The sequence below is a fragment of the Maribacter sp. LLG6340-A2 genome, assembly GCF_045057105.1.
Lineage (GTDB): Bacteria > Bacteroidota > Bacteroidia > Flavobacteriales > Flavobacteriaceae > Maribacter.
In genome coordinates, this window is record NZ_CP159332.1 from 4152585 (window position 1) to 4170814 (window position 18230).

General features: G+C 34.4%; 15 protein-coding genes and 1 other RNA gene. 11 read left to right on the plus strand and 5 right to left on the minus strand.

Annotated elements, in window-relative coordinates:
- Window positions 1-5: 5 nt before the first annotated feature.
- Window positions 6-1628 carry an ABC-F family ATP-binding cassette domain-containing protein gene (locus tag ABVM52_RS17620; RefSeq protein WP_405382392.1) on the minus strand — a complete coding sequence of 541 codons (1623 nt, stop codon included), beginning with the start codon at window positions 1626-1628 and terminating at the stop codon, window positions 6-8.
- Between the two features lie 179 nt (window positions 1629-1807).
- On the opposite strand from ABVM52_RS17620, the gene ABVM52_RS17625 reads away from it, so the two are divergent.
- Window positions 1808-3190: a TlpA family protein disulfide reductase gene (locus ABVM52_RS17625; protein ID WP_405382393.1), complete on the plus strand. Its 1383-nt coding sequence runs from the start codon at window positions 1808-1810 to the stop codon at window positions 3188-3190.
- A 28-nt stretch (window positions 3191-3218) separates the two neighbouring features.
- On the opposite strand, the gene ABVM52_RS17630 is transcribed toward ABVM52_RS17625, so the two are convergent.
- Complete coding sequence (locus ABVM52_RS17630) at window positions 3219-4025, minus strand: SDR family oxidoreductase (RefSeq protein ID WP_405382394.1); 807 nt, start codon at window positions 4023-4025, stop codon at window positions 3219-3221.
- Window positions 4026-4115: 90 nt separating this feature from the next.
- Window positions 4116-4214, minus strand: an RNA gene (ffs, locus tag ABVM52_RS17635) — signal recognition particle sRNA small type.
- Between the two features lie 135 nt (window positions 4215-4349).
- Between ffs and ABVM52_RS17640 the strand changes: the two genes are divergently transcribed.
- The 8 genes from ABVM52_RS17640 (at window position 4350) to ABVM52_RS17675 (ending at window position 12240) form a co-directional block, all read left to right on the plus strand.
- Entirely contained in the window at window positions 4350-5405 is a 1056-nt protein-coding gene (locus tag ABVM52_RS17640) for a glutaminyl-peptide cyclotransferase (protein WP_405382395.1), read from the plus strand.
- A 1-nt stretch (window position 5406) separates the two neighbouring features.
- Entirely contained in the window at window positions 5407-5796 is a 390-nt protein-coding gene (locus ABVM52_RS17645) for an acyl-CoA thioesterase (protein WP_405382396.1), read from the plus strand.
- 13 nt (window positions 5797-5809) lie between these two features.
- Window positions 5810-7366, plus strand: a complete 1557-nt coding sequence (locus ABVM52_RS17650; RefSeq protein ID WP_405382397.1) for a hypothetical protein — start codon at window positions 5810-5812, stop codon at window positions 7364-7366.
- A 137-nt stretch (window positions 7367-7503) separates the two neighbouring features.
- A complete protein-coding gene (locus ABVM52_RS17655; RefSeq protein WP_405382398.1) occupies window positions 7504-8235 on the plus strand; it encodes a LytR/AlgR family response regulator transcription factor in 732 nt (243 codons plus the stop codon).
- A gap of 139 nt (window positions 8236-8374) precedes the next feature.
- Entirely contained in the window at window positions 8375-8551 is a 177-nt protein-coding gene (locus ABVM52_RS17660; protein ID WP_405382399.1) for a hypothetical protein, read from the plus strand.
- Between the two features lie 126 nt (window positions 8552-8677).
- The gene (locus ABVM52_RS17665; protein WP_405382400.1) at window positions 8678-10738 is read left to right on the plus strand and encodes an ATP-binding protein; all 2061 of its coding nucleotides are present in this window, start codon (window positions 8678-8680) and stop codon (window positions 10736-10738) included.
- A 28-nt stretch (window positions 10739-10766) separates the two neighbouring features.
- Window positions 10767-11438, plus strand: coding sequence for a histidine kinase (locus tag ABVM52_RS17670; protein ID WP_405382401.1), 672 nt, complete (start codon window positions 10767-10769; stop codon window positions 11436-11438).
- 157 nt (window positions 11439-11595) lie between these two features.
- Complete coding sequence (locus ABVM52_RS17675) at window positions 11596-12240, plus strand: hypothetical protein (protein WP_405382402.1); 645 nt, start codon at window positions 11596-11598, stop codon at window positions 12238-12240.
- Window positions 12241-12259: 19 nt separating this feature from the next.
- On the opposite strand, the gene glyA is transcribed toward ABVM52_RS17675, so the two are convergent.
- Window positions 12260-13534: a serine hydroxymethyltransferase gene (gene glyA, locus ABVM52_RS17680; protein WP_405382403.1), complete on the minus strand. Its 1275-nt coding sequence runs from the start codon at window positions 13532-13534 to the stop codon at window positions 12260-12262.
- Window positions 13535-13778: 244 nt separating this feature from the next.
- Here glyA and ABVM52_RS17685 point away from each other — a divergent pair, with 244 nt between their 5' ends.
- Window positions 13779-14963 carry a hypothetical protein gene (locus tag ABVM52_RS17685; RefSeq protein WP_405382404.1) on the plus strand — a complete coding sequence of 395 codons (1185 nt, stop codon included), beginning with the start codon at window positions 13779-13781 and terminating at the stop codon, window positions 14961-14963.
- A 30-nt stretch (window positions 14964-14993) separates the two neighbouring features.
- Here the strand turns inward: ABVM52_RS17685 and ytxJ are convergent, their stop codons facing one another.
- Complete coding sequence (ytxJ, locus tag ABVM52_RS17690) at window positions 14994-15389, minus strand: bacillithiol system redox-active protein YtxJ (protein ID WP_405382405.1); 396 nt, start codon at window positions 15387-15389, stop codon at window positions 14994-14996.
- 145 nt (window positions 15390-15534) lie between these two features.
- Here ytxJ and clpB point away from each other — a divergent pair, with 145 nt between their 5' ends.
- The gene (clpB, locus tag ABVM52_RS17695; protein WP_405382406.1) at window positions 15535-18135 is read left to right on the plus strand and encodes an ATP-dependent chaperone ClpB; all 2601 of its coding nucleotides are present in this window, start codon (window positions 15535-15537) and stop codon (window positions 18133-18135) included.
- The last annotated feature ends 95 nt before the right edge of the window (window positions 18136-18230 follow it).

The window sequence follows — 18230 nt, forward strand, 5'->3', positions numbered from 1 at the left end:
TATGCTTAAACAGTGTACATCTTGTTACGCTGCTCTTTTAATGCCTTGTCAGACATATATTCATCAAACGTAGAATACCTATCAATGTTGCCTTTAGGGGTTAATTCTATGATCCTATTTGCTACAGTTTGTGCAAATTCATGATCATGGGTAGTAAAAAGTACCGTTCCCTTAAAATTCTTTAAAGAGTTATTGAATGCAGTAATACTTTCCAGGTCCAAATGGTTAGTGGGCTCATCCAACATTAAAACATTGGCTCTTAGCAGCATCATTCTACTTAGCATACAACGCACTTTTTCCCCTCCGGAAAGGACGGTACATTTCTTTAATGCCTCTTCCCCACTAAACAACATTTTTCCTAAAAAGCCTCTTATATATACTTCCTCACGTTCTTCCTCCGTTTTGGCATACTGTCTTAACCAATCTACCAAATTTATATTTTCATTAAAAAAATCAGAATTATCTGCCGGTAAATATGATTGTGTAGTAGTAACACCCCATTGGTAAGAACCTTTATCCGCTTTTTTATTTCCATTAATGATTTCATAAAAAGCAGTAGTAGCCCTTGAATCCCGAGAAATAATGGCAATCTTGTCTCCCTTGGCTAGGTTGATATTGATATTATCAAATAACAATTCTCCTTCATCAGTGGAAGCAGAAAGTCCTTCTACTTGTAGTATTTGGTCGCCAGCCTCTCTTTCCCTATCAAATATAATGGCAGGGTATCTTCTACTTGAGGGCTTTATATCATCTACCTTTAATTTGGACAGCATTTTTTTTCTAGATGTTGCCTGCTTACTCTTAGCGACATTGGCGCTAAAACGAGAAATAAATTCTTGCAACTCTTTGGCCTTTTCTTCTGATTTCTTGTTCTGTTGCGCTCTCTGACGTGCTGCTAATTGGCTACTCTCATACCAGAATGTATAATTACCAGAATATAAATTAAGTTTACCAAAGTCAATATCCCCTATATCCGTACAGACAGTGTCCAAAAAGTGACGGTCATGCGATACCACAATAACGGTATTTTCATAATCTGCCAAGAAATTCTCTAACCAGCTGATAGTTTCATAATCCAAATCATTGGTAGGCTCATCCATTATCAATACATCCGGATTTCCAAATAGGGCCTGTGCCAAAAGCACCCTTACCTTAAGTTTGGAATCCAGCTCGGACATTAAAGTATAATGATACTCCTCATTAATTCCTAGATTAGAAAGTAAGGCGGCAGCATTACTATCTGCATTCCACCCGTTCATTTCCTCAAAACTAACCTGCAACTCCCCTATCCTATCTGCATTTTTATCATCATAATCGGCATAAAGGGCATCTATTTCCTTTTTAATTTCATACAAAGGTTTGTTCCCCATAACCACGGTCTCTAAAACGGTATATGCATCGGCAGAGTTGTGGTTTTGCTCCAAAATGGACATCCTTTTTCCTGGCTCTAAATGCACATGGCCAGAGGTAGGCTCTATTTGACCAGCCAAAATTTTTAAAAATGTGGATTTCCCTGCACCATTGGCACCGATAATACCATAACAGTTTCCTTGGGTAAAAGCAACATTTACTTCATCGAACAACACCCTTTTACCAAATTGAACAGATAGATTAGATACAGAAAGCATAATAATAGTAATTTAAAAATCCGTGCAAAAATACAGAATTAATACCCTTTTTCAAGTATGTAAAGCATCTATTTCAATTAACTTTTTCATAGAATTACCTTCACAATATTTAACTAGCTATTAACAGCTAGCAGCCCTTACGTTCCTTATTTTTGAAATGTATCAGTCCCTAATACTATATGATTAGAATTTTACTCTCTACTATTGTTCTTTTTTCCGTGGCTTGCTCCTCTTCCAAAAAGGATAAGGATACTGTTTTATTTGCAGGTGAAATTGTTAATCCCACAAGTGACCAAGTTGTACTTTTTAAGGGTGGTGAAAAAATAGATTCTGCTCAGCTGGATAACAAGAATAGATTTAAATTTAATTTGGCCAATATTGAAAATGGTCTTTATCATTTTAATCTTGCTCCGGAATATCAATATGTCTACTTGGAGAAAGGAGACAGCCTTATGGTTAGGCTAAATACAATATATTTTGATGAATCTTTGGTTTTCTCCGGTACAAGCGAAGAATTGAACAATTTTCAATTGGACTTGTTTTTATCTGCAGAGGAAGAAGAAAGCGACATGTATTCTGAATATTATGAGATGGAACCAGAAGAGTTTCTAGCTAAAATTACCAGCTTAAAGAATGGAAAATTACAGCGCTTGAACGAATTAAAAGCAGAGTCCTCTATATCTGATGATGGTTACGAACTTTTGGCCGGTAATATTGAATATACTTATAATAGATATAAAGAAATTTACCCGTTTCAACATCGAAGAAAAACTGCCGAGCAAAATATACATGATTTACCAAAAGATTTTTATTCATACAGAAGTACGGTAGACTACAACAATAGCAATTTTACCTATTTACGACCATATTATGATTTCATGAAGGCTCATTTTGGAAATATGTCCTACATGAATTGTAAAAAAAATTGCCTGGACAGAAATTTTAAAATCAGCAAACATTTACATCATTACAAACATAAATTACATTTAATAGATAGCCTTGTTATTGAAAAAGAATTAAGGGACAATCTATTCAGAAATGTAGCTTTTGATTATCTTTTAAAAAGAAAGGACAAACCAAAATACAATGAAATGTTCTTGACAGAATTTAAAGAAGTGTCAGGAAATAATATGCATATTGAGGAGATTGAAAATCTATACGAAGGCATCTCAAATTTGCAACCGTCCAAAGCTATACCCAATTTAAGTGTAGCTTCATTTGATAACGAGACAAGAACCCTTGCGGAAATTGGAAAAAATAAAAAGGTGATGTTCTATTTCTGGTCCGGAAATAATAAAAAACAATACCAGGAAATTTTTGAGAGAGTAGCTGAACTAAAGAATAAAAAGCCCGGTCATGAATTTGTAGGTATCAATATTAGAACAGATTATAGTGATTGGAAGGTTATCTTAAAAAATCTTGGTGTAGATACAAAATCTCAATACCATACAGATAACTATAAGGAGTTTACTGAGACCTTGGTCATTTACCCAATGAACAAAGCCATTATTACGGATAACGGGGTTATTGTAGATGGCTTCTCCAACATTTACTACAACTAATTAAAATTTTAGATTTCTGTAATACTTTTTAGGAGCTATGTCTTTCCAATAGTTTTTCAAACCAAAGTCCTGGTAAAATACTTTTAAGGGTCAAGGAGAATTTTTGAATAAAGGAGCCTACTTTATAATGTGGCTTAGGATTTTTGGTCTCAATAATTTTAGCGATTTTTCTACCAACATCCCTAGGGTCTCCCCCACTGTCTACATCTTCGTCTATGGATTTTAATGTGGTTTGATAGTTTTCCTTATACGGCGAATTTTCAATAACCGGGGCATGATACCTTCCTAAAGCTATATTGGTCGCAAAATCTCCTGGAGCCAAGGTGGTAAATTTTACGCCAAAATTTTTGGTTTCCATTCTATAACTTTCCGTCACTACCTCCAAAGCAGCCTTACTAGCAGAGTAAATACCTCTGTAAGGCAATCCCATATACCCTGCTATAGAAGTAATATTGATAATTAATCCGTTTTGTTGACGGCGCATAATGGGCAAAACTTCATTAATTACACTAAGAGGACCATTAAAATTGGTTGCGAAAGCCTTATTTATTTCTTCATGGGGAGTTTCTTCCATAGGGCCGGTAATACCTACGCCTGCATTATTTATCAAAACATCCAACGCATGTTCCTTTTCCATTAAGGATTCCACCGCTTTGGCAATGGTATTTTGGTTTCGCACATCCATTACCAAAAGTGGAAAATCTGAAAATGTTGGATATTTAGATTTATCTCGTGTAGTACCGTAGACTTTGTATCCTTTTTCAATTAGGTACACTCCTATGGCTTTTCCAATTCCGGAAGAACCTCCTGTTATTAAAACTACCTTTGATTTCATTTTTCAGAAAAATAAGTGAACCAAAACCATAGATGATACTGGTTTTTAACAAGTTAACTTTACTAAACTTATTTGAGTATAAGATACAAAAAAAGGCAAGCTACCTACATCGCACCGCTACGACCGTATACCCTTGCTGCGTTCCCACCCTGGGGGATTCTACAGGAGCTGGTCGTGTAGGACTTGCCAGCTGCAAATATACAATCTTTTAAATCTTTCACAATCCTTTTAGTTTCTAATTTTTATGAATTAAATTGCCTTCTTTAATCATCAATTCTTACGTGCTGAAAATCAGCATAGAAACATAAACACCCTATATTTTTAATGAGAATATTTAAGTTAATTTGTTTACTTCTTACATCCAGCTTTTATCTGGCTTGCGGTAGTGGCAATCAAAAAGCTTCAAATTTATTTGAAATTACGATTGATAAAAGTGTAAAAAAAATTACCAGATACGACGAAATCGCCGTTTCAATAAAAAATAAAAAGAACAAGGAAATTGAACTTGTTTCCTATAGTATTGATGGCAAAGAAATTCCTTTAACCAACAATACCATTAAAATAGATGTACCCACATTAGGAAACAAGACCCTAACCGCAAAAATCAATTACGAGGGCGAAACCGTAACCATAAATAAAAACATAAAAGTTTTTTCCGAGAAAGCTCCTGAAATTTATACATATACCATAATCAAGGAATATCCTCATGATACCGGTGCCTATACTCAAGGTCTAGAATTCTATAAGGATACATTGTATGAGAGTACAGGAAAAAAAGGGAAATCATTTTTAAGAAAATTGGATTTTAATACAGGTAAAGTTTATGAACAAATAAATTTAGATGACAGTTATTTTGGTGAAGGCATTACCTTATTAAATGGTAAAATATATCAATTAACCTGGAAAAGCGGACTTGGTTTTATCTATGACCTAAATACATTTAAAAAGTTGGACAATTTTCAATATGGGAAAAGTCGTGAGGGATGGGGACTTGCCAATGACGGCAATAAAATTTATAAAAGTGATGGAACGGAAAAAATATGGTTCATCAACCCGGATCATATGACCGAGGATGGTTATATTGAAACAGTGACTAATTCGTCAATTGTAAACTCGGCCAATGAACTGGAATTCGTAGATGGAAAATTATACGCCAACGTATATCAAAAGCCCAGTGTAATGATAATCAATAGTACTTCTGGTGCTATAGAAGGTGTCATCAATTTTAGTGGATTAAGTGATTTAATTACAAAAACAGAAGATTGGGACAAAGTCAATAACGTTTTAAACGGTATAGCATATCATCCAGCACGAAATACATTTTTTGTTACCGGAAAATTCTGGGATAAAATGTTCGAGGTTAAAATTCAGAAAAAATAATATGGATGAATACAGGAAAGAACTTGTTGTAACTCAAAATGACCTGGACGACCTAAACCATGTTAATAACGTTCGTTACGTTCAATGGATTCAAGACATCTCTAAGGAGCATTGGAAAAACAAGGCGCCTTTAGATTTACAAAAAGAAGTTATTTGGGTAGTTCTTAGCCATTTTATTGAATATAAAGCAGCTGCATTTTTACATGACCCAATCCTAATGACCACCTATATTGAAACCAGCAAAGGAGCAAAATCTACAAGAATCGTGGAAATGGTTCATGGGAAAACAAAACAAATTCTGGTGCATGCCCGTACAGAATGGTGTTTATTAAATAGTAGTACTAACAGGCCCATAAGGGTATCTGACAAACTCAAGGATATTTTTCTTTAATTAAAATTTATTGATGGTTGTGTCATTAAAACCACTTTTTATATTCTTGATTTTTTTTACCATAATCTTTACAACTTCATGTAGAAAAGATTTTGAATACTCCCCTAGTGCAGGAAATTTATCTTTTTCTAAGGATACCGTGTATTTAGATACCGTTTTTGCTAATATTGGCAGTAGTACATATAAATTAAAAGTATATAACAATTCTAAAAACGATATTCTTATCCCTCAGATTTCCCTGCGCAACGGAAACGAAAGTTTTTATAGATTAAATGTTGATGGAGTTGCAGGAAAATCATTTGAAAGTATTCCTTTATATGCCCAAGACAGTCTTTTTATTTTTATTGAAACAACTATTGACATTACGGATAACAGTACTGAAATCATTTATACCGATGCCATTTTATTTGACCAAGCTCCACACCAACAATCTGTAGAGTTAATTACTTTGGCAAAGGATGCCATCTTTATATATCCCGATTACAAAACAGGAAGTAATTCTAACCAACTCACCCTTTATACCAATCAAGATGGAAGTAATGTAATTGTAGACGGGTTTGAATTAAATGTTGACGATTTAAATTTTACCAACACTAAACCATATGTCATTTACGGGTATGCAATTGTACCTGAAAGCAAAGAATTACAAATAGATGCTGGAGCCAGGGTTTATTTTCACAATAATTCTGGTTTGGTCGTATCAGAAAATGCGCGCTTAACCGTAAACGGTAAACTAAGTGAGGACAAAGATAATTTAGAAGGCGAGGTTATTTTTGAAGGAGACCGACTTGAACCTAATTTTGAAACTATGCCCGGTCAATGGGGAGCTGTTTGGATCAGTCAAGGAAGTACGAATAATCTAATGGACTACCTGACCATAAAAAATGCCCAAATTGGCTTGTTTGTTGAAGGTAACTCTAACCAAAATATCCCGACATTGACTATAAGAAATAGCCAAATATTCAATAATACTCAGCATAATATCTGGGCCAAACATGCTAATTTACTTGCAGAAAACCTAGTTTTAGGAAATTCAGGATCTACCTCCTTACGTATAGAGCACGGCGGCACCTATTCTTTTACACATAGCACTATTGCCAATTATTGGAACAAAGGCTTTAGAAGCCAACCAGCCATTACCATTACCAATGGCTCTTTAGACGATACGGGAATTGAACATAATTTAGAACAACTAAGTTTTAGAAATAGTATTATTGATGGGAACTCCTCATATGAACTTGAATTTAATCCTAGTAGTAATCAATTGTTCAATTTTAATTTCGATCATTGTTTTATAAAATACTTCCAAGACCAAATTCCAAATGAAAATCAAGAACTTTATATTTTCTCGAACACTGAATATTATAATACCATTTATACCGATGTAAAATTGGATTATTTTTCAGCATCCAACAATGATTATAGGATTGGTCTGGAATCTAAGCTTATCAATTTAGGGGAACCAAATGTAGCCAACGAAATACCTTTTGACCTATTAGGAACTTCACGAATAGCTGGTGCAGATTTAGGTGCCTATCAGGCAAAAGAGAAGGAAACAGTCAATAAATAGCCTCTAAATTGAAGGTTTTTTCCCTCACAAAGCCTATAAACATTGATTATATCAATAAAACCTCCATTTTTATAAGGACATTCTTGGTCGGTAATTAACTGGCTATAAGTAATTTCGTATTAGACACTTAATTACTTTTGGACTATACGTATACCATAATAGATTCTGACGCTGTATCCAATTTGCAGTTACATGCATTTTTGGATGAGTATGGGGATTTTGATTGTATTAACTCCACCACTAATCCTAATGATGGATTAAACGATATTTTAAAATATAGCCCAGATATCGTATTCATTAATTTAAATCATGATTACGCATCTATATTTTTAATGGTCATGGAAATACACCAATACGTAAATGAACTTCCTATTCTTATTGGTATAGCTACGTCCAAGGATTATGCTTATGATGCTATTAAAAATGGATTCTTTGATTATTGGCTTCAACCCTTTAATGAATTCGATATTAGAAAATCGTTATTGAAATTAAAGAAGAGAATGCCAAAAGAGAAGGCACCAGCTACCTTATGCTTAAAATCGTATAATGATTTTCAGTATTTGAACACCAATGACATCCTATATTTAAAGGCCGATAACAATACCACGGAGTTTTTTATGAAAGATGGTACAATTACCAACGCCTACAAAACACTAAAGACCTTTGAAAAAACGTTACCTAATAACTTTATGCGTATTCATCAAAGTTATATAGTCAATACCGACTATGTATCTAGAATAAATTTTGGTAAGTCTATATGTGCCCTTAAAACAGTTAATGAGCATTTACCGTTTTCCAAGACTTACAAGAAAAATATGGATAACCTTAAAAAAGTTTTATCCAGAAATACACTTTCTTCCCTAAATTAATTAATTCTCTCAAAACTAGGTCATTTACTAGCAGAACCCATACATATACTAAAGTATGGAATAAGTTGCTATTTGAATTCTTAAAGGATATTACTTTGGCAGTATAATAAACCAAAAACCCCTAAAACAAACAAAGAAAATGAAAAAAGTAACAAGTATTTTAGCAGTAGCAGTAATGGCGTTAGGAATGGCAACTTTTGTAATTGAAAATGGCGCTAGCGAATTTGATTTTTTAAATGATATTTCAAAAGCATTAGCATGTTCTGATTGTTCAGCTGAATTACCTCCACGAGGTACTACATCGGGATTAAGCTAGTCAGCTATTATTACCATATAAAAAGTCTTCAACCGTAGGTTGAAGACTTTTTTTTTATACCTTGGTTTCAATAATATCCCATAAACCTATTTCTTGCTTAAAAAATACCTGCATACAATACTACTCTTGATCTCACTTCAAGCATGTACCAACTCGGATATTAAACTAGAGGATAAGATTCCAGCTACTAACAATGATAGTATTAGTATTTGGATCAAGGAAGGTCAAAGTTTTAAGAATAACAATGTCAAGAAACTACAATTCTTACAAAAGGCGGTACTTTATGCCGAGCAACAACCATCCGATACCTTAAAAGCCAAGTACTATTCCCAACTCTCCCTTAACCAAAATTTCACCTTTGACAGTACACTCTTCCGTAAGATCAACAAAAAAGCTATACTACTAAATGAGAGAATCCATGATTCTTTGTCCTTAGCCAACACCTATTGGGATTTGGCTCTTTTTTATGATAAATATGCCGTTCAGGATAGTACATATTATGCATATAACGAGGCACAAAAAGTTTTTGAAAGGCTCAATGAAACAGAATTATCCGGTAGAATACTATTGGAAATGGCTAAAATTCAAATTGAAATAAAAGACTATATCGGAAGTGAGTCCGCAATTATAAAAGCTATTGAACAATTTAAAAAAACGGACAATACACTTTTCCTATACCATAGCTATAACTTACTTGGCATATTATCAGGTGCTTTGGGAGAGTACGACAATTCTCTTTCTTACTATAACGAGGCAATATATTATCTAAGTTCCTTAAATTTTAAAAATTATGAAGAAGCACAAGTTATCAATAATATAGGGGTTTTATATAGGGATAAAAAAGAATACAAGAATGCGATTGATAATTTTTTCAATGTAATTACCACTAAAAACATATTACAGGACAAACCTAAGTTATATGCTATAGCGTTAAGCAATTTAGCAGCTTGCAAATTGTATAGCGAAGACACTTTAGGGGTAAAAAACATTTTTAAGCGAGCTATTGATATTAAGACCCAAGAAAAACAAACCGCAAGCCTTGCCGGCTCTTATTTTAATTTTTCTGAATACTTAGTTTATGCAAAGGATACAATAGCAGCTATAACAAGTGCCCAAAAAGCGGAAAATCTTTCATTAGAAAGTGAAAATCTTGAAATCCTGCTTCAAACTTGGTCACTATTGGCCACTTTGGACAAAAAAAATTCTATAGACTATTTTGAAAAATATATTCGATTAGACGATAGTTTACAAAAAGAAGAACGTAAACAGCAAAACAAATTTGCCCGTATACGCTTTGAAACTGATGAGTTTATAGCAGAAAATGTTGAATTGGAAAGTGAAAAAAATCTGCTATCCAGACAAAAAAGTATTTGGATTACTATTGCTGGTGGGTTATTTCTACTAGGTCTATCCATTTATATTATTATAACCCAACGTGCCAAAAACCAAAAACTACGTTTTGACCAACAACAGCAAGCCAATAACCAGGAAATTTTTAATTTAATGCTTACCCAAAAACAAAAGGTCGATGAGGTTAAACGCATGGAACAAAAACGAATATCCGAAGAATTGCATGATGGGGTACTAGGCAAAATGTTGGGAGCCAGAATGATTTTAACAGGCTTGAACAAACGTGTAACAGAAGAAGCTATTGCAGAAAAATCCAAAGCTTTGGGCTCTCTTCAAGAAATTGAAAATGAAATCCGGTCTATTTCCCATGAACTTAGTCACACTGCTTATCAAAAAATAAACAACTTTACAGATTCTATAGAATCGCTTTTAGAAGCCGCCAAAAGAAATGTAACCATCAACACTTTTTTTAAATTTAATGAAGATGAGGATTGGGATAGTTTAGATGGTGATATTAAAATTAATGCGTACAGAATTATTCAAGAAACTTTTCAAAATGCCATAAAACATGCTAAATGCAACACTTTTGAGATTACCTTTCTAAGAACTGATGATGAATTTAAAATTATTATGAGCGATGATGGCGTTGGTTTTAAAAACGTAAAAGGCAAAAAAGGTATTGGTATTAGAAATATAACTTCAAGGATAAACAAACTAAACGGAACCTGGAATATTGAATCCGCTAAAGGTCAAGGAACCACAATTACCCTGCATATTCCAATAAAAAATAAAACAAATAAAGTTGTGGATAATAATACTAGGTTTAAAAACGTTTAGTAACTTACAATAGCATAGAACATTTATAATGGATTCAACAGTTAGGGTTTTAGCGGTAGATGATCATGAAATGACGACCTTGGGATATAAATATATTCTGGAGGATTCTGAATTCAATGATTTTAACGTAAAAGTTGAAATCGCCAAAAGTTTTGAAAAAGGGAAGGCCAAAATTGAGCTTTCCAAGCGGGCTATTCCGTATGATATCATCTTATTGGATATACAGCTGTTTTCCATAGAATCCAAAGACCCTAGAACAGGTATTGACCTTGGTATCCTTGCCAGGGAAGAAGTACCCAAATCAAAAGTTGTATTCATGTCTTCTTACAGTGATAATTATCGGATTAACAATATCTTTAAAAAGGTAAACCCTGATGGTTATATGGTAAAGTCCGAAATAGATGAACTTTCCCTAAAAAGTATGGTGGAGACTATTAGAAATGGTTCTTCCTATTACACGGCCAGTGCTTTGGCGGCAATTAGAAGAAGAATGTCCAGTGATATTACAATAGATGACCAAGACCAAAAAATTCTGTATCACTTATCTCAGGGAATACACACTAGGGATATTGCTCCTTTAATAGGGTCTGCAAATACAACCGTAGAAGCAAGAAAAAGGCAACTGAAAGCATTATTTGATATTAAAAATGGAAACGATTTAGCCCTCATTAATGAAGCTAAAAATCGCGGATTTCTTTAACAATTAGCAACTTAAACTAAGTTATTGATAATCAGTGACTTATATTTTAAGTGCAAATTTTTATTATAATATCCTCCAAAATTCTAAGGTTTTCCTAGTGTAAACAAATTGAGGAGAAAAGTATCTTTATAGAAAGAATGCTATAAAAAAATTGCGTATGCCTTTCAATTTTGAAAACTTCATCAATAACTCAAGATCGAAATTAGAATACAATAAAGAAATCGTTGGACTTAATGAATTTCTTTCCAGCCTTGAGTTTTCCTACTTTTCCAAGGTAAAATTAAAAAGCAAAAGTATAACCTCTAACGGCATCAATTTGGTGTTGGAACTGGATTGTAACCTGGATTTAATGGAGCTATTTTCTCATTTTAATACAGGTAGATGGGGAAATAACCATAAAAATCAAGCTCCACTACATCATGGTCTGGAAATACTTAATTTAAAGAATAAACACGTAATAGATATAGATGAGCTTACCATCTCATTAAACGACACCAATATTGTTGTAAAACGTATTTACGATAAAAGCATACCTACACAGTTCAATAATATATTGAAACAAATAGCGTGTAACTATGTGTTTTTGACCAAGGGTCTTACACAAAAGCCTTATGAAATCTTTGTACCCATCTTTGAGGACAATTTAGAAAATGCCGAAAATTCTGATTCTTTATTAGATTTTGCCCCAAAATCTTATTTAGAATTCTGGGGCATTTATCTTGACAAAGATGATGAAGCCTCTATTTATGACGTTATGAGAACTACATACGTTAGTGGCGACCTTGAGTTTCTAACTGAATAATTACGATTAAAAAACTAGTTTAGGCGTTAAAAATAGGCCTGGTGTTCATCATTGCATTAACCTTGGACTTAACGGTATTCAACGTTTCTTCATCTTCTGGATTATTAATGACCTGATCAATTAAATCAACTACTGTTTCCATATCGGTCTCTACAAGGCCACGGGTAGTAATTGCTGCTGTACCAAATCTAATTCCAGAGGTTACAAATGGTGACTTATCATCAAACGGTACCATATTTTTGTTTGCAGTTATATCTGCTTCTACCAAAGCTTTTTCAGCATCTTTTCCAGATATATCCTTGTTTCTTAAATCTATTAACATCATGTGATTATCCGTACCACCTGATATAATATGATAATCGCGCTTAACAAATGCCTTGGCCATTGCATCTGCATTCTTTTTCACTTGCGCTATATACTCCCCATATTCACTTGTAAGCGCTTCACCAAAGGCAATAGCCTTACCCGCAATTACATGCTCTAAAGGCCCTCCTTGGTTACCTGGAAAAACGGCTAGATCCAACAAAGCGGACATTTTTCTTAATTTACCGTTCTTTAGTGTAATTCCGAACGGATTTTCAAAATCTTCTCCCATCAAAATTAGACCACCCCTAGGCCCACGTAACGTTTTATGCGTAGTTGTGGTTACAATATGGCAATGTGGAATAGGATTACTCAACAGTCCCTTTGTAATTAAACCTGCAGGGTGAGAAATATCAGCTAATAAAATTGCATTTACGCTATCCGCTATTTCTCTAAAACGAGCAAAATCCATATCCCTACTGTAGGCAGATGCCCCGGCAATAATCAATTTTGGTTGTTCTTCAGTAGCAATCTCCTGTATTTTATCATAATCCAATCTTCCAGTTTCCTTATCTACTCCATAAAAAACAGGCTCATAAAGTCTTCCTGAAAAGTTAACAGGGGAACCATGGGTCAAATGCCCACCATGAGACAAATCAAAACCTAAGATTTTATCCCCTGGTTTTAAACATGCATGATAAACAGCAGCATTGGCTTGCGATCCAGAATGTGGCTGCACATTGGCATACGCGGCACCAAAAAGTTCTTTTGCACGGTCTATGGCCAACTGCTCAACCTTATCTACAACTTCGCAACCACCATAATAACGTTTTCCCGGGTATCCTTCCGCATACTTATTGGTAAGTACGGAACCTTGGGCCTCCATTACTTGGGGACTGGTAAAATTTTCTGAAGCTATCAATTCAATTCCATTGATCTGACGTTGCTTTTCTTCTTCTATTAGATTAAAAATTGTAGTGTCGCGTTGCATGCTGTTGTTTCTTTTAAATAAGTTGCAAAAATACAAATAGACAATCTAATGAAATATAAAAATGATTAAAACGACTTACTTTTTATTAAATAAAAGTTAATAACTATATAAACCTGGGCCACTCAACATGTTTTGTTGAGGATTTCATCGAAAATATACTATTAACAACCCCTATTCGTTATCTATTAAGCTATTTGTGGCACGGCTGTTGAAATAGCTTCTTTAAATTCTAAAATTATTAGTCATGAAAAAATTTCTACTATTAAGTTTTATAGGAATACTACTTTCATGTAGTGGGGTAAAAAAAACACAGGAAGCTTTAAACTCCGGCAATTACATGGGCGCTATAAATAAGGCCATTGTCAATATTGCCGAAAACAAAACCAAGAAAAGCAATCAGACCTATATTGTTCTATTGGAAGAAGGTTTTCAAAAACATGCTGAACGGGAATTACAGCATATTAAATTTCTAAAGAAAGATGGCAATCCTGCTAATTATGAGGAAATCTATAATGCATACAATAATTTAAAGACGATTCAAGAGCGTATTAAACCTTTGTTACCACTTTATATTCAAGAAGAAAACAGAAAAGCGCAATTCAATTTTAAAAATTATGATGATAATATCATAGCCTCCAAATTGAATTTATCCGAATATTTATATGATAGAGCCAATTCACTCATTACCAATGCTACTTATAAATCTGATTATAGGACCGCTTACAATGAGCTTAATTATCTACAACAGCTTAATCCAAATTTTAAAGATGTTACCGCTAAAATAGAAGAGGCCTACCAAAAAGGATTGGATTATGTGTTGGTAGAAATGAACAATAATACAGATATGGTCATTCCTAGACGTTTAGAAGATGAACTTTTAAACTTGAACACGTATGGTTTAAATAATCAGTGGACAGAATACCACACCAATGAGATCAAGGATAGAGTATACGACTATTTAATGGAATTGTCTTTTGAAAATATAAACATTTCACCAGAACAAATTAGCGAAAAACAAATCAGTAAGGAAAAGCAAATTAAGGATGGTTACACTTTCGTGGAAGATAGCAATGGCAATGTGGTATCGGACAGTTTGGGCAATAGTGTTAAAGTTGATAAATTTAAGACCGTTCGTTGCGATTTCTACCAGTTCACCCAGTTTAAAAGTGCAGAAGTTAGAGGTGTCGTTAATTTTATCGATTTAAAAAAACAACAAAAAATTAATCAATATCCTTTATCCAGTCAGTTCGTTTTTGAGCATATTTACGCTAATTATAGTGGTGACAAAAGAGCTTTGGACAATAATCTTACAGCTTTATTGCAAAGAGCAAGGGTTCCATTTCCCAGTAATGAACAAATGGTCTATGATGCAGGAGAAGACTTAAAGAACAATTTGAAGAATATATTAAACCGACAAAGTTTTAATTAAAAAACGCCCCAATTTATGGGGCATTTTTTTTTAAATATACTGTTCTAGGTCAACTTCCGAAATAGCACCATGGGAATCATGAAAAACCACTACCCCATTTTTAACGATTAGTAATTGAGGAGATTGATGCCTAACCCCAAATGTATCGGCAATTGCATTAGATACATCCCTATGGGCAAGCAAGTCCAAAAAATGAAAATCCATTTGACCCGGTTCTAAGTTATAACTGTTCTTAAACATATTAAGGGTCATTCTACTAATACCACATGTGGTAGAATGTTTAAAAATGACTTGTGGCCTAACAGCAGATGCCCGTTTAATATCCTCTAACTGGGTAACCATGGTTAAATCTTGCCAAGGAATGGCTATTTGTTCATTATCACCCTCATTTTTTCCTCCACCAAAGATTCCACTAAATATTCCCATAAATTATTTTAGATTTAAAATTGTACTGCCTGACTATTTGTCCGTTAATTTTCTATAGTTCAAGCCATTTTGTCTTACTCTATTGGTTGGTAAGATTATTGAACAACACCTTTCAAAAGTATACAATAAACTAAAAATAGCGATAATGAACATAAATAATTTTACTATAAAATCACAAGAGGCTATACAGCATGCCCAACAAATAGCACACAACCTAGGGCATCAGCAAATAGAGAATGAACATTTATTCAAGGCCCTTACAGAGGTCGAGGAAAACGTTATGCCCTTTCTACTTAAAAAGTTAGGAGTAAATTTTACCTTGGTACAACAAATATTGGATAAGGAATTACAAAATTTTCCTAAAGTAACTGGTGGGGACATTCAGTTTTCAAGGGAAGCAGGCAAATCACTCAATGAAGCTAGTGCCATTGCCAAAGAAATGGGAGACGAATTTGTTTCCATTGAACACTTGTTTATTTCAATACTACGCTCCAAAAGTAAAATCTCACAAATACTAAAGGATCAAGGTGTAACAGAAAAACAATTAATTTCTGCAATCAAGGAACTAAGAAATGGTGATAAGGTCACCTCTCAAAGTGCCGAGGATAATTATAACTCATTGCAGAAATATGCAAAAAACTTGAACGAACTTGCCGATAGCGGTAAACTAGACCCTGTAATTGGTAGGGATGAAGAAATCCGCAGAATTTTACAAATCTTATCTAGGAGAACCAAGAACAACCCTATTTTGGTTGGTGAACCCGGAGTTGGTAAAACGGCTATTGTAGAAGGTTTGGCCCATAGAATTATTCAAGGGGATATTCCTGAGAACCTAAAGGAAAAAGTTATTTACTCCCTGGATATGGGTGCATTGATTGCGGGTGCTAAATACAAAGGTGAATTTGAGGAACGTCTTAAAGCGGTTATCAAAGAGGTCGTAAGTGCAGACGGAGATATCATTCTATTCATAGATGAGATACATACTTTGGTAGGTGCAGGCGGTGGACAAGGCGCTATGGATGCGGCCAATATATTGAAACCAGCACTGGCACGTGGTGAGTTAAGAGCTATTGGTGCCACTACCCTAGATGAATATCAAAAATACTTTGAACAGGACAAAGCCCTTGAAAGAAGGTTTCAAAAAGTTGTTGTGGATCAACCAGATACAGAAAGTGCCATTTCCATTTTAAGAGGTATAAAAGAAAAATATGAAGCCCATCACAAAGTGCGCATAAAGGATGAAGCCGTCATTGCTGCCGTAGAATTATCCCAGCGTTATATTTCCAATAGGTTTTTACCGGATAAGGCTATTGACCTTATGGATGAAGCGGCATCTAAGTTAAGAATGGAAATTAATTCCAAACCAGAGGAATTAGATGTTCTTGACCGAAAAATTATGCAGCTGGAAATTGAAATTGAAGCTATAAAACGTGAAAATGATAAGCAAAAGTTAAAGGTCTTAAATTTAGACTTAGCAAATGTAAAGGAAGAACGTAATGAAATCTTTGCTCAATGGGAAAGTGAAAAAACCGTTGTAGACAATATTCAACAAACTAAGTTGGACATTGAAAATTACAAGGCAGAGGCTGAGCGCGCTGAAAGAAACGGGGATTATGGTACCGTTGCGGAAATTAGATACGGTAAAATAAAGGAAGCTCAGGAAAAACTGACCGAGTTACAAGATGACCTTAACGCACAGCAAAACTCCGGCACTCTTATAAAAGAAGAGGTTACAAGTGAAGATATCGCCGAGGTCATTGCAAAATGGACCGGTATACCGGTTACCAAGATGCTACAGAGCGAGCGTGAAAAGTTGCTTAAATTAGAAAAGGTACTACACAAACGTGTGGTTGGTCAAGAAGAGGCCATTGAAGCCGTGTCCGATGCCATACGCAGAAGTAGGGCCGGTCTACAAGATGCCAAAAAGCCAATAGGATCCTTCCTGTTTTTAGGTACTACCGGTGTTGGTAAAACAGAATTGGCCAAAACTTTGGCGGCATACCTATTTGATGACGAAAACGCCATGACGCGTATAGATATGAGTGAATATCAAGAACGTCATTCCGTAAGTAGATTAGTGGGGGCACCTCCAGGGTATGTAGGGTATGATGAAGGAGGCCAATTGACCGAAGCTGTTAGAAGAAGGCCTTATTCGGTTGTGCTTTTAGATGAAGTAGAAAAAGCCCATCCAGATACGTTCAACATTCTTTTACAAGTATTGGATGAAGGTAGGTTGACCGATAACAAAGGTAGAGTCGCAGATTTTAAGAATACCATCATTATCATGACCAGCAATATGGGTAGCGGTATCATTCAAGAGAAATTTGAAAATACAAACGATATCTATAGTGCAACCGAAGCGGCCAGAATTGAAGTACTCGGCTTGTTGAAAAAAACAATAAGGCCAGAATTTATCAATAGAATTGATGATATTGTAATGTTCACTCCTTTGACCAAGGACAATATTCAAGAAATAGTAAGGTTGCAGTTAGAAAATCTAAAGAAAATGTTAGATAAACAACAGATAACTTTAGATGCTACCGAAGAGGCTATTGAATATTTGGCGAACAAAGGGTATGACCCACAATTTGGTGCACGACCGGTGAAGAGAACTATACAGAGAGAAGTACTTAATAACCTTTCAAAATCATTGTTAAGTGGAGAAATTAAATCGGATAGTGTTGTTTTGTTAGATGCATTTGATAACAGCCTTGTTTTTAGAAATCAAGAAGATATTACCGTTTAATTTTATAAATTGATATTTCAGCGTCCATATAATTCATATGGACGCTTTTTTTTATCAACAATATATACCATACAGTATAGATTTTTTATATTCGC